Source organism: Bradyrhizobium sp. Leaf396 (assembly GCF_001424605.1).
GTDB classification, from domain to species: domain Bacteria; phylum Pseudomonadota; class Alphaproteobacteria; order Rhizobiales; family Xanthobacteraceae; genus Bradyrhizobium; species Bradyrhizobium japonicum_C.
The window spans coordinates 1-18,864 of sequence record NZ_LMQJ01000020.1 but is presented as its reverse complement, the minus strand read 5'-3'; the positions used below and the strand labels follow the sequence as shown (position 1 = coordinate 18,864).

The window sequence follows — 18,864 nt, the reverse complement described above, 5'->3', positions numbered from 1 at the left end:
ATTTGGTCGGACTACCCTGCGACAACATCGAGAGGATCTCATGCGCAAATTAGCTCTTCTTGTTGCGACCGGTGTGATGCTTGCGGGCGGCGACTTCGCTTCGGCCGCCCCGGCCTCCCCCGCTTCAGCCGACCCATGGCTCAGCCGAGGGGAACCCTTGGTGATCTCCGTCGCGCAAAAGAAAGGCAAGAAAGCCAAAAAAAGTAAGCCATCGTCCGGGAATATGGGAGATATGAAAGGCATGCCGCCCGGTCACAAGATGTAAGGAGTGGCCTCGTCCGCCAGTTGGCATCTGTGCCATCGGCATCGCTATGATCTGATCCGTAACGAAGCGATGCCCATGGGGCCGGCAGCGATGGCGTGGTCTTGCTCAGTCGGTGCCGGTGATCACCTTTTCCGAACTATCTTTCCTTTCTCCGAGTTATGGCCAAGTTTTGGTGACGGCCAGGGCCGTCAGGCGGCGGCGATTTGGGCTGACGGATCCCGTGGACTTCTACCCCGTCGGTGAACGTCACCGGGAATGAGTTTTGGTGGCTGCGCAACGCCTGATCTCAACGGCACACCTCTACGCGCCGGAAATAGACCCGTCCATGTGGTCCCACAACGCGCCGCCGCACGAGATAACAGTCGCCACCTCCATAGTAGGCGTAACCACCATAATAGGGGTAGCCGTAGCCACCATAGCCCAAGCCATATAGGCCAAAGCCAAAACCCCCGTGACCGAGGTGACCGCCGAAACCGCCATGGCCCCCGAACCCGCCGTGGCCTCCGAAGCCGCCGCCGTGCCCACCGCCCCCGTGCCCACCGCCGCCACCGTGTTGCGCGGTCGCCGGTCGGACGTCGCTAAACATGCCGGCGCTCACCAAAAGAGCTGCAACGGCGGCCCATTGCACGCATTTTCTGGTCTTTGTCATGAGTAAAGTCCGTGTTCGCTAAGAGAATCCCGTTGGAGAACGCGCTTCTGGATGAATAGTTCCGCCTGATACTCCCAGTACCCTCGACAGCAGACGTTTGACTGGTTGAAATTGGCCTGATTTGGCTGAGGGCTTTGGATAGGCGCGCGCCATTTTGGCGCGAGCCTGTTCGGTGTGAACATTCATTTGACGTGGGCGCGGTCGGCATTGCGCCGCTTCTTCCAGGCGGCGGAATTCGCAATTTTATTCGAAATGACGCACCACTCTTCGTCTTCGGCTACGCGTGGCGAGTCGTCATCGGCTACGCGTGGCGAGCCAGCGCCCTGGCGTAGCTCGCAGAGCGGAGCCGGGCCGGATCAGCTACAGCCCCATCGCGCCGCCGCCGTGCCTTCGCCGTCGATCTGCCGGCCCATGATCGCGATCACCTTCTGATAAACCCCCTGCGGCATTCAATGCCTCGATCGCTGCGAAGTTGGGTTCGCCCTGCTGCGCGCCGGCCATGCGCCTTGAGGAAGTTCGCCGTCGAGCTCAGCGCGGTGGCGGCCTGGATGCGTGCGCCTTGGGATGAGGCTAAGGCCCTGCAGCGCACGCAGATCGGCCTTGCCGAGATCGCTCGCTCTTCGCGCGAAACGACGAACCTACGTCGTACCCGGAGGTCTGGGGCGACCTGCGCCACGTCGAGCGGCTTGCCTTTGTAGAAGAAGATGAGTTGCGAGCGATGACGGCAAATTCCCGAAAGCGAGACACCTCCGTGATAATGTCCTCCGCCAGACCGTGCCTCGCACCACCGGGGCATGAGTGCAGTCGGTATTAATCGAAATTGCGCCCGCCAGCCTAGCCGCCAGCCAACCGAGACGCTGCCAACTGCGGTCTTGAGATCGCCGACCAGTTGGAAACTATGGGATGGTACGGTCAGTCCTTCGGTTTGATCATAGAGGAGGCCATGAACGCTGCGACCGCAGCGGAATATTCTTCCAATCCGTTAAGACTAAAATGCATATCACCTTGCCTCCAATAGAAATTCTCGGGGTGCGATCCGAACCGCTGCTTCAATGTTGCGGTGGCATTGAAGAAAAGAAAGTTGTTGGCGATGCAGATTTTGTGCACCGTAGAGCTTACGAGATTGTTCCACACGCGGCCCTCAGCGTCGGGCTTCAAGTGCTCAAGATGCGGGTGAAAGATGAACAGCACCCGGCTCCCGTCCCCGGCGTAGTCCCTTAGCACGTCAGCCAGCTCCTGCAGATTCTGCCTGAAACTCGAAAGTGCTTCTGAATATTTCTGTTCGAGATCAGCGCCATGGTCCTGTGAATAGGAAAAAAGAACGAGCTCGTCCGATCGGTATTTCTTAATCACCGCTGGCATGTGGACGAGGGACATCCAGGCCTTGGCCACAAACCGCATCAGATACAAGGGATGCTCGCGAGCCTCCATCAAGCCGAAACTACATTCGTGTCCGATGGGTGAAGCCTTGACGCCGACATTTTGTCCGCGCCCATTGCGGACAATCAGCTTACGGTATCGAGCGAAGTCGTCGTATAGATCGGTCTCGTCCACGTCCACCACGATATAGTCGGGACGCACAATCGGCAGCAGCAGCTTCGCCTGCGGCACGAAGATGGCCGGCGAATATGAGGTATAACCGGCATTGTGGGTCTTTAGGCAAACCCCCAGCTCTTTCTTGAAATATTTTGCGACGTGATACGGCAGTGTGTTCTCGTCGTCGTAGCCTTCCATAAAGGAATCGCCAAGGAACAAGACCGAGACTGCTTTTCGACACCCGGCCAGCAGTGCCCTATCGTCGATGATCCTGACACCGTTCGCGTCATAGGATCTCTGGTAGCTGAAGCCGGTCAGATCGCCGTAAATGCACAGGTTCTGGTTTTTCGGTTCCGGCTTATGGTTCAAGACGTCGGATTCCCAATTCAGGTTGACGCTCGCCATTTCGAGATCGACCAGCGGACCGAAATACTGCTGCAACCGTAACCCGATCTCAAAGATCGCGACCCAGGTGATGAACAGCAGCGCCCCCTGTCCGAGGAGGCGACACCAGCGCTTCATCGAATATCTCCGAAATGAACTTCGAGCGGCTTAACATTGCAGGACCGTGATTTCTTTCAACTGCCCCCCGGGGGAAGAGGCAAAAAAGCGACCGTGTCGCGGACACCTGATAAGGTACCTTGAAATATCCAAAAAGGGCGATTGGCCAGTTCTGATGCCGCAGTCAACCCATGAAAGCTTCACCCGCGACGAGACATCGCTTCCGGGATCAGACCGGACCTTCGGTTGGGTGGTGGCGGGTGGGCTCGCGCTTCTGAGCCTTTTAAACCGCTGGCATCTCGGCCAGCTGTGGCCGTGGACCCTATCCGTCGCGGTTCTGCTCCTCGTCGCCGCCTGGATTCGTCCGTCCTTGCTGCACCCGCTCAATCGGCTGTGGATGAAGTTCGGCCTGCTTCTGCACAAGATCATCAACCCGATCGTCATGGGTGTTCTCTTTTACGGTACGATCTTGCCGACCGGCCTTGTCGTGCGACTGCGCGGCGAGGATCTTCTGCGACTGAAACGCGAGCCCGACGCGGAGAGCTATTGGATCACGCGCGTACCGGGGCCTGCGCCGGAAACAATGAGAGACCAGTTCTGATGATGGATTTTCTGGCCGAGCTTTGGCGCTTCATGCGCGTGCGGAAGAAGTTCTGGCTGCTGCCGATCCTGATCATGATGGTGGTGTTCGGCGGTCTTGGGGTGTTGACGAAGGGCTCCGCGGTCGCGCCGTTCATCTACACGCTGTTCTAGGGTAATGCGCATTCTCGGTATCTCTGCGTTCTACCACGACAGCGCCGCGGCGCTGGTCGAGGACGGTCACATCATTGCTGCAGCGCAGGAAGAGCGTTTCACCCGTAGGAAGCACGATGCCTCGTTTCCGCGCCATGCGGTTCGCTACTGCCTGGAAGCAGCCGGCGCAAAACTTTCAGAGATCGATCATGTCGTGTTCTACGACAAGCCGTTCCTGAAGTTTGAACGCCTGCTGGAAACCTATATCGCATTCGCGCCGCGCGGCTTCCGCTCCTTCCAGATCGCAATCCCCCTATGGCTCAGGGAGAAGCTGTTCCAAAAAAGCCTGTTGCGGAGTAAGCTCCGGGAGCTCGACGAGGATTTCGCTTCGGAAAAGCTGTTGTTCGCCGAGCATCATCTGAGCCACGCCGCGTCCGCCTTCTACCCGTCGCCGTTCGAGAAGGCCGCGGTCCTGACCATGGACGGTGTCGGCGAGTGGGCGACGACCTCGGCGGCGATAGGCGATGGCAACCGCCTCGAAATTTTCCAGGAGATTCATTTTCCCCATTCGCTCGGCCTGCTCTATTCAGCCGTAACCAGTTACATCGGCTTCAAGGTCAATTCCGGTGAGCACAAGGTGATGGGACTGGCGCCTTACGGTGAACCCAAATACGCGCAGCTCGTTCTGGATCATTTGATCGACCTGAAGCCGGATGGATCATTTCGGCTCGACATGTCCTATTTCGATTATTGCACCGGTCTCACCATGACCAACGAGCGGTTCGCGAAGCTGTTCGGTCAACCCGAGCGGTCGCCGGATCAATTGCTGACGCCGTTCCATATGGATGCCGCAGCCTCGATTCAGGCCGTGCTGGAGGAGGCGGTGCTGCGACTGACGCGCAGCCTCGCGAGCCGGACCGGTGCGCGCAATCTCTGCCTTGCCGGCGGCGTGGCGCTCAATTGCGTGGCCAATGGGAAGGTGCTGCGCGACGGCAGATTTGACCGCCTCTGGATTCAGCCCGCTGCGGGCGATGCAGGCGGCGCAGTCGGCGCGGCGCTTGCGGCCTTCCATCAGTTCAAGAGCGGGCCACGCAACATCGCTGCGACCGACGGAATGTCCGGCGCGTTTCTCGGGCCGGAATTTTCGCAAAGCGAGATCGAACGGAGGCTCACCGCTTGCGGCGCGCGCTTTGCCGTGCTGGACGAGGGCGACATGATCGAGGCAACAGCAAAGGCGCTATCCGATCAGCTCGCGGTGGGGTGGTTTCAGGGCCGCATGGAATTCGGCCCCCGCTCGCTGGGGGCGCGCTCGATCCTCGGCGATCCCCGTTCGCCGACCATGCAGAAGAACCTCAATCTCAAGGTGAAGTACCGCGAGAGTTTTCGTCCCTTCGCGCCAGCCGTGCTGCGCGAGGACGTCGCCGACTGGTTCGAGCTCGATTCAGACAGTCCCTACATGCTGATCGTCGCCGACGTGACGAAGGACAAGCGGCGCGCCATGAGCGCCGAGGAGCAGGCGCTGTTCGGCATCGACAAGCTCAATATCGCGCGCTCGGAAATTCCCGCGGTAACCCATGTCGATTATTCCGCCCGCATCCAGACGGTCAGCGCCGAGACCAATCCCTGCTTTCATCGGCTGCTGACGCGATTCAAGGCGCGGACCGGGTGTCCGGTGCTGGTCAACACCAGCTTTAACGTGCGCGGCGAGCCGATCGTCTGCGCGCCGGAAGATGCTTTCCGCTGCTTCATGGGCAACGAACTGGATTTGCTCGTGGTTGGCAACTGCGTGCTGCGCAAGAGCGAGCAGAATCCCGATCTCAAGCAGGATTACAGTTCCGCTTTCGACTTGGATTAGCGCTTCTTCAGGTAGACGCCACAGAGGAGGTAGCGACGAGCTCGAAATTAGTGCCGGAGTAACGCGTGATTAGTTTGCCTTAGCCGCACCGGGCGGCCAAGGCCGCGTGGGTGCGACTGGTACGGGTCTAAAGTGCAAGGTCGCTAGTGATGCTCATGATGACGGCGGCGGTGGTGAGGCCGCGGCTGGTTATGGTGCGGGATCACGTCGATCACCGGCGGCGGAACCACCTGATGAAGAGGACGATCGCTGTGGTGGCGCTGCCGACGGACGTGCCGGCGATCGTAATGAGGATCATGATGCTGCACCTTCAGCAGCTTTGCGTCGCCGTCCGAAATCGGGACGGTCGAAAGTGGCGAAGCCTGAAGCTCCAGGCCGCCCACCACGAGGCCAAAACCAAGCGCCGCTGCACCGAGCCGGGAATAAAGTCGTGTCATTGCATCTGTCCTCCGTTAGATGTTGAGGCATTTAACATGAAACGCCCCATATGAATTGCTGCTGAACGAGCATGGGACAGCATTTTCCGCGCCTGCGTCAAAGCAAAGCGCCCTCAGAACGTGCTTGACGACCAACGGCTGTCCTCGAGGCAAGGAAGCCGATGTTCGGCATGCCGAAATTCAACTCCTGGGGCTGAAGGAAATCCAACCCGAGAGGTGAACTGGAACACAACGCAGTTCGATCAGAAGTTTCCAGCACCGATCAAGGCAGCGCGGGAAGTGGGCCGCATTCTCAAGCACATCGAGTTTGGAGCCGCTGTCTCGCCGGATTACCACGAGGGCTCCCGTTCCGGTTAGCGTCAACGGCGTGGGAGCGGGAGCGACGGGGAGAGTCAGTTTGTCCCAAACTGTCCAGATTGTGGCGATGCCAGGGGCGAGCAGGATACCGGCGAGCGCCATGCCTAGCGGAGCACGCGCCCGCGGCCGCCAGCCGACGGCAATCGCAATCAGAAGGCATCCTCGAGAAAGTCGACCGAGTCAGCAAAGAGCGCGACACCGACCCGATCGCGGCCGCGACCGCGAACTCGGCTTCGAAATAGCCGAGATTGAGCAACGCGACGAGCAAAACTGCCCGTCGGAGGGGCTGCCAGTGTTCGATTGTCGTGTAAGTCCACCAATTTGAGTGCCGCTAGGATGATGGCGGTTATCAGAGCGGTCTTTACGTGCGACCTTCCTTACGCAGCCGCCCGTAGAGCGCTTCGACTGCATCGGAAAAATCCTGACTTGGATTGCCGGCGCAGTGATCCTCGAGAAACTTCAGCTGGGTGAGAAGACCGAAGGTCGGAGGATTGAGATCCAGTCCGGTGTCCGTACCTGCCGGCCGGCCGACCAGGATTCCGCTCATGTAGCCCTGAGCCCAGGCGAGGTAATCGCGCCGGACCGCCGGATTGGATTGCACGTCGCTGGAGAATTGCGAACATCGCGTTGCGCCGAGTCCGACGATCTTCGCGGTCGCTGGCTGTGCCTCCGCGCCCGAAGTCGCCGCTGTTAGGATGAGCAAAGAAATTTCCAGCCAGCGGCAGGACCTCAGGAGCGTCCCTCCGGTCTTTCGGTAATCGTCGCTAATCGGCCGCACACGATCGGAGATACGGCTCGCCGCGCCTAAACGAGGCGCTCCCATCTGCACAGTCTTTCTTCTCGCCATCGGTAAGCTGCCATCATATGAACTACGCACAGGGTTCAAGGAAACAGGGCCTACTTCTACGGGAGTGATTCAGTGCTCGGACAGTTCTCATCCTGCGCCTCGTCGCCTTCGTCTCGACAAGCATGTGGCACCAGCACTCGGCGGTGTCAGTTCAGTTCGGCGTCGATCGGCACCAGAAAGGCAAAACAATACTTGAGGTCTTCGCCCCTCGCCTCATCCAGACCACGCCGCAGCTCAAGCTCGGCGATCTCCTCAGGTCTCGCCGAGCGCACCAATCGCTGGTCGCGGGGTCGCAGCAGAGGTCTGCCGTTGGAGCGCATGCGGTCCAACTCTTCCAGAAACCATGGCTCCTCCACCCGCGCTCGGGCCGGCCGCAGAGACGTGGCGGAGAGAGCCAGCACCGGGCGCCAGTTTATCTCCAACGCGAAGGATTGCTTCTGTCTCGCGCTTGTGGCGTCGCCACGTCGGGCATCAGACGAAGTCTTGAAGGCCGCGCGCGCGAGCAGCGTTCCTCCGATTCTCGTCATCACCGCGCGGGACCAGGTCGAGGACATGGTCGCTGGGCTCGACTTGGGCGCGGACGACTACATCATCAAGCTGTTCGAGCTCCGAATCCTTCTCGCCCGCATTCGCGCCAGCACGCGCCGAGTCAGCGACCGATCGAACTTGCTGGTAAGCAGCAAGGAGATCACGCTCGATCCGTCCACCTATGTCGTGACGTTCCGTGGGATCGAGTCCACGCTTTCCACCCGGGAGTTCGCGGTCCTGTACGCGCTCATGGAGAGGCCGGGCACGATCCTTTCGCGCAGCCAGATCGAAAACCGCATCTACGGCTGGAGCGAAGAGGTGCAGAGCAACGCGGTCGACTTGGCAATCCACGGTCTGCGCAAGAAGTACGGCAAGGATATCATCCGCAACATTCGGGGCGCTGGCTGGATGGTCACAAGAGCCGCGTCATGATTTCGCTCCGCAGGACCATCACCGTCCGGGGGACAGCCATGCTCGCGATCGTGGGCCTCGCCGCCGCGGCGTCGACGCTCGCGCTTGTCAGCTACGAAATGAACAAGTTCCTCGACGCCCAGTTGCAGGAAATCGCGGTGAACGTCGGTCCGGGCGATCGAAGCGAGGCCGGCCCGTTGCTGGACAGCGAAGACGAAGATCATCTTGTCGTCCGGATCTGGGATCGATCCGGCAAGGTCGTTCACCGCTCCGGACCCGAGATCGACATCCCATGGGAGGCCCAGCCAGGTCTTTCCGACGTCGCCGCCGCCGGCGGGGACTGGCGCGTCTATCGCTGGAGCCACGCGCGCCAGGACGTCCAGGTCGCACAGACCTGAAGCGCCCGCCATGAGATCGCGCTTCATGCGGCGACCGGTGCCGCCCTCTCCCTTCTGTTCGCCGTTCCGTTCGCCTGGCTGGTCATCGGCTGGTCGATCAATCGCACGATGCGCGGGCTTCGGCTTCTTTCGATTGATATCGTCCGGCGCAGCGTCGACGCGCGCGAGCCGCTGCGGCCCGTCGGCGTTCCGGAGGAAGCGGCGCCCCTGATCGTCGCGACAGATGGGTTCGTCGCTCGATATCAGGAAGCGCTGGAGGCCCAGCGACGCTTCGTCGCCGACGCGGCACATGAGCCCCGCACGCCCGCTCGCCGCACTTCAGATCCAGACGGATAACCTCATCTCTGGAGACCTGCCCGACCAGACCAGAGAGCTCGCCGACGAATTGCGCGGCGGGATACGAAGGGCCTCGCACCTGGCGAGCCAACTTCTCGAGGTGGCGAGAACGGAGGGCGCCTCGCTTCGTTACCGGCAGAAGGTCGACCTGCAGGCCTTGGCCACATCATTGCTGGCGGACTTCTATCCCTTGGCCGAAGAGCGGAAATATCCAACTGGCCATGACCGCAAACGGCCCCTCCTCCGTCGAGGGCAACCCCGAAGCGATCCGCAAGATCCTCGCGACCCTGCTGGATAACGCGATCATCTATTCGAAGTCCGACGACTCGGTGGAGGTGAGGATCGTCAAGACGGATGGCGATTGCGCGATCGATGCAGTCGATGAAGGTCCCGGCATCGTCGAGGATGCGATTCCGTTTATCTACGACCGCTTCTTCAGGGCGGCCGCTCCGGGGATCGAAGGAACGGGTCTCGGTCTCGTGATCGCCAAGTCGACCGCCGAACGCGAGGGGATCACGCTCTCGCATCGAAACCGCAGCGACCGCAGCGGTCTGATCGCAGCGGTCGCTTTCGCAAGGTAGCGCCGGCTCCGGTCTCCGAGCGTGATTCATCGACGACGGCCGGATCTGCCTCACCAACAATGCGGCCGAACGCGCGCTGCGCGGATTTGCGACGACATGCTCATTGTACCCCCCTTCGTCAAGTGTTTGGAAACATTGGAAGTTGATTCTCGGAATCCGTGCGACACGGGCGACCTGTTCGCGAGATCGCGGTAGCCACAGCATCGGTCTCGAGATCGGACGATCGAATTTGATGAGGCGCGCCAGGTACCACTTGCTCAGCAGGCAGAATGCGATCCTTGATCAGGCGGCGAATCCGATGATGCGACACCCCAAGTTTTGCCGCGGCTTCCGACATGGTCAGCCATTCGCCGTTCTTCCCAGCCGAGCGGTACGCATGAATGCCGTTCACTCTTCACCGAGCTGACGCGGTGCGCGGTCCGTGTCTTGCCCTGGCCGGTCGGCATCCCCATCCGATTTAGCAAGGCGACGATATTCTAGTCCAACCATCGGGTCGCCATGGCTCGCATCACAGCAAGCGCTTCCTCGGATGTGCGGCATCCGTGCTCGCCTGCCTTCGGCTTGCGGACGCGGAGCTGTGAATGCTGACCGCCGCGCCAATGGATCGTCAGAATGACTTCGCGCGTTGTCTCGTCAACATCAGCGATGATATCGGAAATGAGGGCACGCAAGAGCTGCTGACGGGCGCGCGTGGTGACGCCGGGGGCGTTCCAAGCAGCATTCAGATCATCGGCAAGGCCGACAAAGTCGGGCAGAATAACGTCGTGATCGGCAGCCTGTGCGGCAGCCAATCGGGTCTGGCACGACTCGACGCGACGAAGCACTGCTTCCCAGCTCTTCTCCAGCTGTACGGCGATGAGCCGATTACCTGGATCGCAGGGGGCATAGCGTCGCTCCGCGAGCGAAGCCTCATATTGGGCTTGCTGAAGTTCCAGCTCGATGATGCGTCGGTGTTCGGTTTTGCGCTCCATCCGCTCGGCTTCGAGTGCGACGTCAATCGCCATCGGTTCAACCGCCCGGAGAAGCTCCCTTGCAACCGCGGGCTCAATCCGCACAGCACCGAGGGTCAGACTTGGACGGTCACAACGATAGACAGTCCGTCCCAGTGGACGCCCACCTTAACTTACCGACACGCGGCCACAATGCGCCGCCCGAACACAAGTTCAGGGTGTTCATCTCTGGCCGGAAGCGACGGGTAACGCCAAAGATCAAACGCGAGCTGCGCCGCCGCTCGGTCGCCGAACCGGTCATCGGCCATCTCAAATCCGAACACCGGATGGGCCGCAACTATCTCTGGCACCGCCAGGGCGACGTCACCAATGCGGTCCTCGCCGCCGCCGGCTACAACTTCCGGCGTCTCATCCGCTGGCTGGCGCTCTTGCTGCGCCAAATCCTCGTCCAGTTCACCGCTCGACTTCAGTTCAACCCAGGTTGAAATCCGCGTTCTTCACGGACGATGAATCAGGGGGATCGGGTAACGGAACAGTTCCGGCGCCGGCTACGGCGAGAAGAGCGCCGAACGGCTGGCCCAACGCAACGGCTATCGCGATCGTGACTCGGAGACCTGCGCCGGCGCCGTCGAGCTGCGTATCCCTAAGCTGCGCAAGGGCAGCTACTTCCCCGGCTTCCTGGAGCCGCGCCGGATAGCCGCAAACCCGCGCCCAACATATGCACTGATGGTCAACTCCCGGGTTGTTCGACCAAATTATTACTGCGCACGGAAAGCGTCGGACTTTGCCGCCGGACAGGCATCAAAACTCCCCGTGCAGGCGCCCCGAGAAGATCGAGATCGGGCCACGATCGGCATTGTAGGCGGGATTGACAATGAGCTGGTAGTCGGCGGTCAAAGTGAAAGCCTTGCTGAGCGCCAGGGAGTAATAGGTTTCAAGCACCCGCTCGCGCCGGTAGTTGAGCGCACCATCGCCGACAAGCACACCTAGGCCGCCAACGGCGAGAAAGTCGCGAAAGTCTCGCGAGATCGCATTGACCGCGCCGCCGATACCGATCACGTCGTCTGGGCGTCCCCATTTCGTCCCCTTGATCGAGAGGCCGCCGGAAAGGCTGCCGTTGATGTCACTGAATGTCATGGTCTCGGTCCGGCCGTCATTCCAGCTCCAGCGCGCGAACAAGCCGAGGTCGTCGGTGATCGCCTGCTCGAGATTGATGACGTAGCCGTATTTGGTGCGGCCTTTGCGCGTCTGCGTGATGTCGAGGTTGAGCGCGGGATTGTCCAGCGTTTCGCGGAAGCTGCCCATGTAGGCGCTGGTGAGCCAGCCCAGGGTTCGCAGCTTTCCGGGTTGGGAGAACAGGGAATAGCGCGTTTCGAGCTCGATCACATACTGGCCACGCTCTGGCGCACGGGTGTCGAAATGGTTCGAATTCGACTCGGCGACCATCAGGAAATAGCCGCCGCGCAATGCCCAATGCTTCTGGTTGAGTTCGGCGCTGACGCCATAGGTCAAACCGACCTTGTCGGCCGAATAGTCGAACGCGCCGGGCGCCCACAGCGACCAGTTCATGAAATCCTTGCGCGTATCCTTGGCGTAGGCGTTGCCGTCGAACACGTCGACGACTGGAAATTTGCCCGCCTGCAGCGTCAGCCTCGAGACGTCGACCTTTCCGGCAAGCTGGCCTGGTCCGCTTGGCAGCTCCTCCTGCTCGCCGCCGAAACCGAAGGTCTGGCGCAGGAACAGCCGCGACGTGTTGTAGTGCGGGTAGGGGAAGTTCGACTTCTGCGCCTCGCCATTGGGAAAGCCGGCAGCGCCCACCGTATCGTTCAATCCGAAGCCCTGCAGCAATTCCGGATTGTAGTAGACCTCGCCGCCTTCCCAGAGGCGCGCGTTCAGGAACAGGCTGTTGCTCCAGGTCGCCTTGGCCTGTGCTGCCGGTGAGAGGCTGTTTGGCCCGCTATAGAGCGCGCGGAATGACGGGTAGCCTTGCGGCAGATAGGTAGTCTGGCCGTGGATTTCCCAACGGTTGGACTCGGTGTCGTCTAAGGATGCGCTGGGGCGGTAATTCGGAGACCCCGGCAAGTCGATCTTGCGGTTGAGACCGACGCGGACGGACTGAAGATCCAGGGATGACGTGTAGTGGGTCGCGGAAGGAAAGGTAACGCTGGCGTTCTCGAACCGGCTGTAGAGATATTCGAGCCGAGCGCTCCAATGCGGCGCGAAGCCGTATTCCACGCCGGCCCCCGCAATCCAGCCAAGCCTCGTGTGGAGGATCTTCTCGCCGTCGCCAGCGGCAGGCGTGCTGAAAAAGCGCTCGCCCATCCATGCCAATCCGCCGGTCGCATAGAACAGCCACAAGCCCGAGGCGTAACCGACACGGCCACGGACACTTGCGGAATAATCCCATTGCTGGGTCGCCGCGGCGCGCGGTGTCGCGAGGAAAGAGACGATCGAGTTCGACGTGATGTAATTCGGGAAGGAAAGATCACCTTCCACGCCGAACAGCAATCCGGAAGCTAGCCGATAATTATAGCTGGCCTGCACACCGCCGATCATGCCGCTGAATTGACCACTGCCCACGGTTGCTGCGGGATCGCTCAGGACGAAGCTGGAAGAGCCACGGCTGTAGCCTGCGTGCGCACCGATATATAAACCGGTCCAATCATAGACGGCCTTCAGCGCAGGGGCCTTCAGCGGCAGGTCGGCGGCAAAGCTTGCGCCGGGCAGGACGAGCATGCCGAGCCCGAGGCCAGCGGAGGTTCGCAGGGATCGGCGGTTCATCGTTAAATGGGTCCAAACACAAAAACACTGGCCGTCGCCCATCCTTGCAGGTTCGCCGCCACAGCCGATGCAGCGAACGGCCATGGCCGGCTGGTCGCTGCAGGTCCAGATGTCCACTGCCGGAGATTTGCCCCAAAGCTCTGAGCTCGCAAAAGATTTATTGCGAATAATTCTTAATTGCAAGAAGCTCTAAGCGACGCTCACCCCCATTGTGACAGAATTGCAACAACTCTTGTGGCTGGACTTGGCGACTGGCCGCGAGGACATCCGTCTCGGGGCCGAGTTCCAGGGTCGCCCGTTCACCCCTTCGGCGTAGTCCTGCGGATGATCAGGTCCTTGCCGGAATCGTCCTTGCCTCGAATAGCGACGTGGCTGTGCGCGTGGCCGGTGTTGAAGTGATCGACCGCGACCCAATCGAGCCGGGTGCCGAGATCCTCTTCCATCTGCCGCATGAAGTCGCTGGTGAAGCCGCGAAGACCAAGAGCCGATCGCCATCTTCGGGCGCGACAATAAAGCGGAACTGGTGGCGATCCCCGTGGCCGCGCTCGACGAAGGCTCGCCCCATCCGTCCGGTCGTCATCCGCTCCGTAGAGCTGACCGTGCCCGCCATCCCGAGTGGTGCCGTCGCGCTGCAGGTAATTGAGATGTGCAGTCGCAGCCCTGCTCCCGGCCTTCAAGCGGACAGTACGGGCTTTGTTTTGCTTTGGTAACCAGAGGGCCGGCATCGCCCCGACAGCGCAAAGCGCCGGGTAAGACCTGCTCGCTGGAGCGACGCTGGAGGAGTTGCTCGGAAAAGACCTCTGGCGCCCAGCTGCGGAGACGTGCTGTGCGAGTCGACAATCAGACAGAGGAATTACCTGCAACGGAGCCTTCGGTCTCGACGCAAGTATTCTCGGCAGCGTGCTCCGGCTGACGAACTTCTTTGGCCGACGGAATCTATTCGCGCTATTTATTTGTCGTCCCCAATGAGCAAAGGCGGGACATGGAGATAGCGGGTCGCCCGCCGCTTGTGCTCGATGTCCCTGAAAACGAGCTTGACCTGCTCGATCGACAATTCCGCGGCCGCGGCAACTGCATCCATTGCAATGCCGTGATTCAGGCCGAACAAGCAGAGATCCATTTCCTGATACGGCAGCGCGAAGTAGAATTCGTCCTGCGTCTGCGACAGCGACCAGGTGTCGGTGGTCGGCGGCCGACTGCAGATGTCCGGCGGAATGTCGAGGGCCTCGGCAAGCTGATAGACTTGGCTCTTGTAGAGATGCGCGACCGGCTTGAAATCGGCCGCGCCGTCGCCGTTCTTGACGAAGAAGCCCTGATCGTATTCGAGCCGGTTCGGCGTCCCGGAAACTGCGTAGTTCAACCGGTCGGCGTGATAATATTCGATCTGTTTGCGGGTGCGCTGCTTCATGTTGGTCGCAGCAATGATGCCAAGATAGACGTCCAGCGGCATGCGCAGCTTGCGCATCTCTCCGCTCGGCGACCGCACAACCAGCGAGGTGATGTTGTAACCCGTCGCCGCCAGCGCTCCGCCGAGGACGACCTTGCATCCCCACCCGTCCCCGAACTCAGGCACGACCTTTCTGATGAATTCGTCGCGCCGGCTGTAGCAGCCGGCGGCGGCAAGCTGGGGCGCGATATCCTCGACAACCCAGTGGATGCCCAGCGTTTCGGCCACTTTGCGGCCAAGCTGCAGGCTGTCGGATTCCGAATCCTTCTCCGGCATAAGGACGGCCAGCACGTTCTTGGCGCCCAGTGCGCGGGCGCACAACGCCGCTGTGACGCTGGAGTCGATGCCGCCGGACAGGCCGACGATGGCGCCACGCTTGCGCAACGTCTTCAGCACCTGTTCGCGAATGCCGACGCTAATCTGCTCGATTTCCCGGGCGGGGTCGAGCTTGAGGGCCTCCCGCGAAAAAGGTGTGCCAGCCTCGACCGTCTGCACATGTTCGTTCATGATGTAGTCTCCAGAGACTCGGCCTCGATCTGCCGCCGGGCGATCTTTCCGTTTTCACTTTTTGGAAGCTGGTCGCGAAATTCGACGAGCTTCGGCACCATGAAATCTTCCAGATGCCGTGCGCAGTGGCGGATCACGTCGGCCGCCGAGAGGGCCGCGAAGGTGTCGAGCGCCACAACCGCCTTGATGGCGAGCCCGAGCACCGGATCCGGAACGCCGACGACGGCGGCCTCCCGCACCCCGGAAAGCGCGTAGAGCACGTTCTCGACTTCCTTCGGGCTGACCTTTTCGCCGCGCGTCTTGATGATGTCGTCCTTGCGGCCGACGAAATAGAGAAATCCCTCCTCATCGGAGCGGAACAGATCGCCGGTATAAAGGACCATCTCGTGCGGCAGCGGCCCGGGGCGTAGCGCCTTTGCCGTGGCGGAAGGATTTTCCCAGTAACCCTTCATCACATGCGGTCCGCGAATGATGAGTTCGCCGGTTGAGCCGAATGGAAGCGGAAAGCCGTCGTCGCCCACGATATAGGCTTCGGTGCCAAGGATGGCGATGCCGACTGATTCGGGCCTTCTCGTCAACTCCGCGGGCGGCAAATAGGTGCAGCGCTTGCACTCCGTGAGACCGTACATCGAGAACAAGGTCGTGGTCGGGAATAATTCCTGTAGCCGGGCGATGTGTGCCGGCGGCAGGGCTGCTGCCGTGTTGGTGATGTAACGAAGCGTCGCGTATTCCCCGGGCCGCAGATCCTTCATCTGCAAGAGGAGCGCGGCCATGGTTGGCACCAGCGGGAAACCCGTGACCTTCTCCTCCGCGATCCGGTTCAGGATCGCCTGGGGGAAGGCAAACGACTTCTCGAGCACCAGTGTCGCGCCGAGTTTAGCCGCCATCAGCACCTGATAGAGGCCGTAATCGAACGAGATCGGCAGCACCGCCAGAATCACGTCATCGGAGGTGTTGCCGAGGTAGGTGGTGATCGAGGTCGCGGCCGCCTCGATATTCTGATGCGTCATCATCACGCCTTTCGGGAAGCCGGTCGATCCCGAGGTGTAGATGAGCATTGCGAGATCGAGGTTGATACCCGAACGCGGCGGGGCGCGCGGCGTCTCACACGCCGCTTCGAACGAGGCATAGCCGTCCGGCAACCCGCCCTTGCCGGCATTTGCGACCATCATTAGCGGTACCGCCTCGCAGCTTTTGACGGCTTCGATAACGACGGGCAAAAGACGGCCCTGGGTCAGGATCGCCGCGGCACGGCAGTTGCGGGCAACGTACGCCAGCTTTTCGGACTTCGTCGACGGGTTCACCGGACTAAAGACTGCGCCGGCCTTCAGCACCGCGAAGATCGAGACGACAGCCTCCCAGCAATTGTCCATGAAAATGAGAACACGGTCGCCCCGCTTGATACCGCCGTCGTTGAGCGCCGCCGCAATCCGGTCGGACAACACCTCGAGCTCCGCAAATGTCAGGCGGCGCCCGCTTGCGACGAGCGCAACCTTGTCGCCGAACTTGCGAGCGCTGGCCGACAGGTACTCTTCGATCCGATGGATGCTCATGGCGTCACCCGCGGCCCCCTTTGTCGGCTATCTAAACCGTTGTCCCCAGCCTGCCATCGACGTAGCGGACAATCGTCTCCACTGAATCCAGGTTTTCCGGAACGATGTCCGAGTCAGCCATCTGGATGCTGAACTCGGTCTCGATGAAAGCGACGAGCTCAAGAACGCCGGTGGAATCGATCAGTCCCGTGTCCAGAAGCGACTCGGCATCCGCAAGCTCCGCGCGATCGTCCCGGAGCATAAAGTTGTCCTTGATGAAATCGCGGATCTTGGTGGTCACATCGGCAGGCATCTAAGAACTCCATTGATTAGGCTGCGTTGAGATTTTGATGCGAGAGGTTTTGCTCGACGAAAGCGTCGTGCCAAAGCTGGGTTGAAAGAATGCCGACAAAGGCTACGTTGTCACGGAAGCCGAGATTGGCGGCAGCCACGCACTTCTGTTGAAGTTTCGCCACCGCGCGCGGATTGAAGGCCCCTGCGTTAGCCAGCGCGTGCTCCGACATTATCGATTTTACGTACTCCTGAGCGTTCGCGCCGACAAAGGAATGGGCATCCGGCGCCCGGTACGGCTGCTTTGGCCGGTTGCCGATCGCGGGCGGCAAGAGATGCCCCATCGCTTCACGCAGGATGTGTTTCTCGCGCAAGCCCTTCATCTTGAGGCGCGGCGGGATTCGCGCGGCGAACTCCACAACGCGGGGATCGAGGAACGGGAAGCGGCCTTCGACGGCATGTGCCATCGCCACGCGATCGCCCTGCGACGACAGGATATAGCCCGGCAGCAGGTATGCCGTCTCAAGGTACTGCGACTGCGCTAGCGGATGCCAGTCGCTGAACTCCGGCGGCAGCCCCGCGCGCAATTCATCGAGTGCATCGTAGTTGCCGAGCTCGCGGCGCAGCTCGTCCGAGAAGAAGACCTTTGCGCCCGCGGTGTTGCGGAAGCGCGGAAGATGCGAAAATAGGGGATCGCCGACCTCCTCGGCGCGGGCGCGAAAGAACGCCTCGAGATATTTCTGCGACTGGCCTTTCAGGCCCGGCAGGTAGGGATAGAGCCGCTGCAGCAGCAGCGGGCGACGCCGTGACTGCGGCTGGCTCGCGCAAAACCTGCGGATCTTCGCCTCTTTCATGATGTCGTAGCCGGCAAACACCTCGTCGGCGCCTTCGCCGGTCAGAACCACCTTGTAGCCCTGCGCGCGTACTAGGCCGGACAGATGGAACAGCGGCGCTGGCGCCGTGCGCAGGATCGGCCGTTCGGTCGTACGGATCACATCGGGGAAAATCTTGCCTATATCGTCGGTGCGGCAGGCGACCGACACATGCTCGGTGCCGAGCGCATCCGCCATCTCGCCCTGGAAGGCGCTCTCGTCGTACTCAGCCGCATCGAACGTGACGGAGAAAGTGCGAAGCTTGTCCTGCTTGATTTGCCGCGTCACCGCTGCGATGATCGAGGAATCAAGGCCGCCGGACAGATAGGCGCCTACCGGAACATCGGAGCGCAGCCGGATCCGGGTCGCGTCGGTCAAAAGTTCGCGCAGCTCGGCGGCAATCGCAGCTTCGCTACGACGATCCATCATCTCGTCGGCAAAATGCATCTGCCAGTAACGACGGATCGAGATGCTAGCGCTCTCCGCAACGAGCACATGGGCGGGCGGAAGCTCAAAGATACCCTTGAACGGCGTACGTGGACAGAGCGGGAACCAGAAGGTGAAGATCTGGTCGAGCGCAAACGGATCAAGCTCGGCTCGAACGCCGGGCACCATCAACAGCGCCTTCACCTCGGACGCAAAGAACAGGCCATCGGGCCGGCGCGCATAGTAGAGCGGCCGAACGCCCATCCGATCCCGTGCCAACATCAGCCGCTGTTGGCGCTTGTCCCAGATCGCGAAGGCAAAATCGCCGTTGAGTTCCGTGACGCAGTTGCCCCCCCTTTCCTGGTAGAGCTTCAGGATGACTTCGGTGTCGGAATCGGTCCGGAAGCGATGACCGCGGCGGATCATCGCCTGGCGCAATTCGATGTAGTTAAAGATCTCGCCATTGAAGGTGACGCTGAGCTCGCCGTTGGCGCTCTGCATCGGCTGCCGCGCGGCAATCAGGGTGACAGTGGAGCGTCAATCAGGATGAGAGAGCTTCGCCGGGCTCGTGACGCAGGGAGGGCGTAGCCCGACCGGAGTTACGAGCCCGGCGTCGGCGCGATCC

The 18,864-nt window shown here is 61.0% G+C and carries 16 protein-coding genes and 6 pseudogenes; 9 read left to right on the top strand and 13 right to left on the bottom strand.

Features of this window, described 5'->3' with window-relative positions; translation table 11 throughout:
- The first annotated feature begins 40 nt into the window (after nt 1-40).
- Nucleotides 41-265 carry a hypothetical protein gene (locus tag ASG57_RS37910; RefSeq protein ID WP_061026999.1) on the top strand — a complete coding sequence of 75 codons (225 nt, stop codon included), beginning with the start codon at nt 41-43 and terminating at the stop codon, nt 263-265.
- Nucleotides 266-1,270: 1,005 nt separating this feature from the next.
- On the opposite strand, the pseudogene ASG57_RS37905 reads toward ASG57_RS37910, so the two are convergent.
- Both ASG57_RS37905 and ASG57_RS19115 read right to left on the bottom strand, forming a co-directional pair.
- Nucleotides 1,271-1,488 (bottom strand): annotated as a pseudogene (locus ASG57_RS37905) (lytic murein transglycosylase); the annotation flags it as partial.
- 338 nt (nt 1,489-1,826) lie between these two features.
- Nucleotides 1,827-2,972: an SGNH/GDSL hydrolase family protein gene (locus ASG57_RS19115; protein WP_057197012.1), complete on the bottom strand. Its 1,146-nt coding sequence runs from the start codon at nt 2,970-2,972 to the stop codon at nt 1,827-1,829.
- A 154-nt stretch (nt 2,973-3,126) separates the two neighbouring features.
- Here ASG57_RS19115 and ASG57_RS19110 point away from each other — a divergent pair, with 154 nt between their 5' ends.
- The 3 genes from ASG57_RS19110 to ASG57_RS19105 are packed head-to-tail and all read left to right on the top strand — an operon-like array spanning nt 3,127 to nt 5,538.
- Nucleotides 3,127-3,552 (top strand): SxtJ family membrane protein, encoded by a 426-nt coding sequence (locus ASG57_RS19110; protein ID WP_057197011.1) that lies wholly within the window; start codon nt 3,127-3,129, stop codon nt 3,550-3,552.
- 2 nt (nt 3,553-3,554) lie between these two features.
- Nucleotides 3,555-3,704 carry a DUF5989 family protein gene (locus ASG57_RS37900; RefSeq protein ID WP_230646723.1) on the top strand — a complete coding sequence of 50 codons (150 nt, stop codon included), beginning with the start codon at nt 3,555-3,557 and terminating at the stop codon, nt 3,702-3,704.
- A 4-nt stretch (nt 3,705-3,708) separates the two neighbouring features.
- Nucleotides 3,709-5,538, top strand: a complete 1,830-nt coding sequence (locus ASG57_RS19105) for a carbamoyltransferase family protein (protein ID WP_057197010.1) — start codon at nt 3,709-3,711, stop codon at nt 5,536-5,538.
- Nucleotides 5,539-5,681: 143 nt separating this feature from the next.
- Here ASG57_RS19105 and ASG57_RS37895 read toward each other — a convergent pair whose 3' ends face one another.
- The 4 genes and pseudogenes from ASG57_RS37895 to ASG57_RS37885 form a co-directional block, all read right to left on the bottom strand.
- On the bottom strand, nt 5,682-5,975 hold the full coding sequence (locus ASG57_RS37895) for a hypothetical protein (RefSeq protein WP_156402740.1): 294 nt from the start codon (nt 5,973-5,975) through the stop codon (nt 5,682-5,684).
- A 330-nt stretch (nt 5,976-6,305) separates the two neighbouring features.
- Nucleotides 6,306-6,633 (bottom strand): annotated as a pseudogene (locus ASG57_RS39215) (cation transporter); the annotation flags it as partial.
- A 60-nt stretch (nt 6,634-6,693) separates the two neighbouring features.
- Nucleotides 6,694-7,035 (bottom strand): hypothetical protein, encoded by a 342-nt coding sequence (locus ASG57_RS19095; RefSeq protein WP_156402738.1) that lies wholly within the window; start codon nt 7,033-7,035, stop codon nt 6,694-6,696.
- A gap of 290 nt (nt 7,036-7,325) precedes the next feature.
- On the bottom strand, nt 7,326-7,499 hold the full coding sequence (locus ASG57_RS37885) for a hypothetical protein (protein ID WP_156402737.1): 174 nt from the start codon (nt 7,497-7,499) through the stop codon (nt 7,326-7,328).
- Nucleotides 7,500-7,662: 163 nt separating this feature from the next.
- On the opposite strand from ASG57_RS37885, the gene ASG57_RS19085 reads away from it, so the two are divergent.
- The 3 genes from ASG57_RS19085 (at nt 7,663) to ASG57_RS36865 (ending at nt 9,433) form a co-directional block, all read left to right on the top strand.
- A complete protein-coding gene (locus tag ASG57_RS19085) occupies nt 7,663-8,139 on the top strand; it encodes a winged helix-turn-helix domain-containing protein (RefSeq protein WP_244490936.1) in 477 nt (158 codons plus the stop codon).
- The gene (locus tag ASG57_RS36875; RefSeq protein ID WP_057197007.1) at nt 8,136-8,516 is read left to right on the top strand and encodes a hypothetical protein; all 381 of its coding nucleotides are present in this window, start codon (nt 8,136-8,138) and stop codon (nt 8,514-8,516) included. The genes ASG57_RS19085 and ASG57_RS36875 overlap by 4 nt, the downstream gene beginning before the upstream one ends.
- A gap of 557 nt (nt 8,517-9,073) precedes the next feature.
- Nucleotides 9,074-9,433, top strand: a complete 360-nt coding sequence (locus ASG57_RS36865; protein ID WP_057197005.1) for a sensor histidine kinase — start codon at nt 9,074-9,076, stop codon at nt 9,431-9,433.
- A gap of 118 nt (nt 9,434-9,551) precedes the next feature.
- Here ASG57_RS36865 and ASG57_RS36860 read toward each other — a convergent pair.
- Nucleotides 9,552-10,533, bottom strand: a pseudogene (locus ASG57_RS36860) (helix-turn-helix domain-containing protein); the annotation flags it as partial.
- Between the two features lie 32 nt (nt 10,534-10,565).
- Here ASG57_RS36860 and ASG57_RS19060 point away from each other — a divergent pair.
- Nucleotides 10,566-10,868 (top strand): annotated as a pseudogene (locus ASG57_RS19060) (IS5/IS1182 family transposase); the annotation flags it as partial.
- Between the two features lie 52 nt (nt 10,869-10,920).
- Nucleotides 10,921-11,082 (top strand): annotated as a pseudogene (locus tag ASG57_RS36855) (transposase); the annotation flags it as partial.
- Between the two features lie 102 nt (nt 11,083-11,184).
- On the opposite strand, the gene ASG57_RS19055 reads toward ASG57_RS36855, so the two are convergent.
- The 6 genes and pseudogenes from ASG57_RS19055 to asnB form a co-directional block, all read right to left on the bottom strand.
- Complete coding sequence (locus tag ASG57_RS19055; RefSeq protein ID WP_502686926.1) at nt 11,185-13,119, bottom strand: carbohydrate porin; 1,935 nt, start codon at nt 13,117-13,119, stop codon at nt 11,185-11,187.
- Between the two features lie 344 nt (nt 13,120-13,463).
- Nucleotides 13,464-13,616, bottom strand: coding sequence for a hypothetical protein (locus tag ASG57_RS40020; protein ID WP_197433688.1), 153 nt, complete (start codon nt 13,614-13,616; stop codon nt 13,464-13,466).
- Between the two features lie 497 nt (nt 13,617-14,113).
- A complete protein-coding gene (nadE, locus tag ASG57_RS19050) occupies nt 14,114-15,118 on the bottom strand; it encodes an NAD(+) synthase (RefSeq protein WP_057197002.1) in 1,005 nt (334 codons plus the stop codon).
- Nucleotides 15,115-16,671 (bottom strand): class I adenylate-forming enzyme family protein, encoded by a 1,557-nt coding sequence (locus tag ASG57_RS19045; protein ID WP_057197001.1) that lies wholly within the window; start codon nt 16,669-16,671, stop codon nt 15,115-15,117. Before ASG57_RS19045 ends, nadE begins: the two co-directional genes overlap by 4 nt.
- Before the next feature lie 31 nt (nt 16,672-16,702).
- A complete protein-coding gene (locus ASG57_RS19040) occupies nt 16,703-16,963 on the bottom strand; it encodes an acyl carrier protein (RefSeq protein ID WP_057197000.1) in 261 nt (86 codons plus the stop codon).
- A gap of 16 nt (nt 16,964-16,979) precedes the next feature.
- Nucleotides 16,980-18,773, bottom strand: a pseudogene (gene asnB / locus ASG57_RS19035) (asparagine synthase (glutamine-hydrolyzing)); the annotation flags it as partial.
- Between the last annotated feature and the right edge of the window lie 91 nt (nt 18,774-18,864).

Excerpts from the sequence above, each read along its gene's own strand:
- ASG57_RS19040 (WP_057197000.1), bottom strand. The coding sequence starts at position 16,963 with ATGCCTGCCGATGTGACCACCAAGATCCGCGATTTCATCAAGGACAAC.
- nadE (WP_057197002.1), bottom strand. The coding sequence starts at position 15,118 with ATGAACGAACATGTGCAGACGGTCGAGGCTGGCACACCTTTTTCGCGG.
- ASG57_RS37885 (WP_156402737.1), bottom strand. The coding sequence starts at position 7,499 with ATGCGCTCCAACGGCAGACCTCTGCTGCGACCCCGCGACCAGCGATTG.
- ASG57_RS19055 (WP_502686926.1), bottom strand. The coding sequence starts at position 13,119 with ATGCTCGTCCTGCCCGGCGCAAGCTTTGCCGCCGACCTGCCGCTGAAG.
- ASG57_RS19105 (WP_057197010.1), top strand. The coding sequence starts at position 3,709 with ATGCGCATTCTCGGTATCTCTGCGTTCTACCACGACAGCGCCGCGGCG.
- ASG57_RS37900 (WP_230646723.1), top strand. The coding sequence starts at position 3,555 with ATGGATTTTCTGGCCGAGCTTTGGCGCTTCATGCGCGTGCGGAAGAAG.
- ASG57_RS37895 (WP_156402740.1), bottom strand. The coding sequence starts at position 5,975 with ATGACACGACTTTATTCCCGGCTCGGTGCAGCGGCGCTTGGTTTTGGC.
- ASG57_RS36865 (WP_057197005.1), top strand. The coding sequence starts at position 9,074 with ATGACCGCAAACGGCCCCTCCTCCGTCGAGGGCAACCCCGAAGCGATC.
- ASG57_RS40020 (WP_197433688.1), bottom strand. The coding sequence starts at position 13,616 with ATGCGGCAGATGGAAGAGGATCTCGGCACCCGGCTCGATTGGGTCGCG.
- ASG57_RS19115 (WP_057197012.1), bottom strand. The coding sequence starts at position 2,972 with ATGAAGCGCTGGTGTCGCCTCCTCGGACAGGGGGCGCTGCTGTTCATC.
- ASG57_RS36875 (WP_057197007.1), top strand. The coding sequence starts at position 8,136 with ATGATTTCGCTCCGCAGGACCATCACCGTCCGGGGGACAGCCATGCTC.
- ASG57_RS19045 (WP_057197001.1), bottom strand. The coding sequence starts at position 16,671 with ATGAGCATCCATCGGATCGAAGAGTACCTGTCGGCCAGCGCTCGCAAG.
- ASG57_RS19110 (WP_057197011.1), top strand. The coding sequence starts at position 3,127 with ATGCCGCAGTCAACCCATGAAAGCTTCACCCGCGACGAGACATCGCTT.
- ASG57_RS37910 (WP_061026999.1), top strand. The coding sequence starts at position 41 with ATGCGCAAATTAGCTCTTCTTGTTGCGACCGGTGTGATGCTTGCGGGC.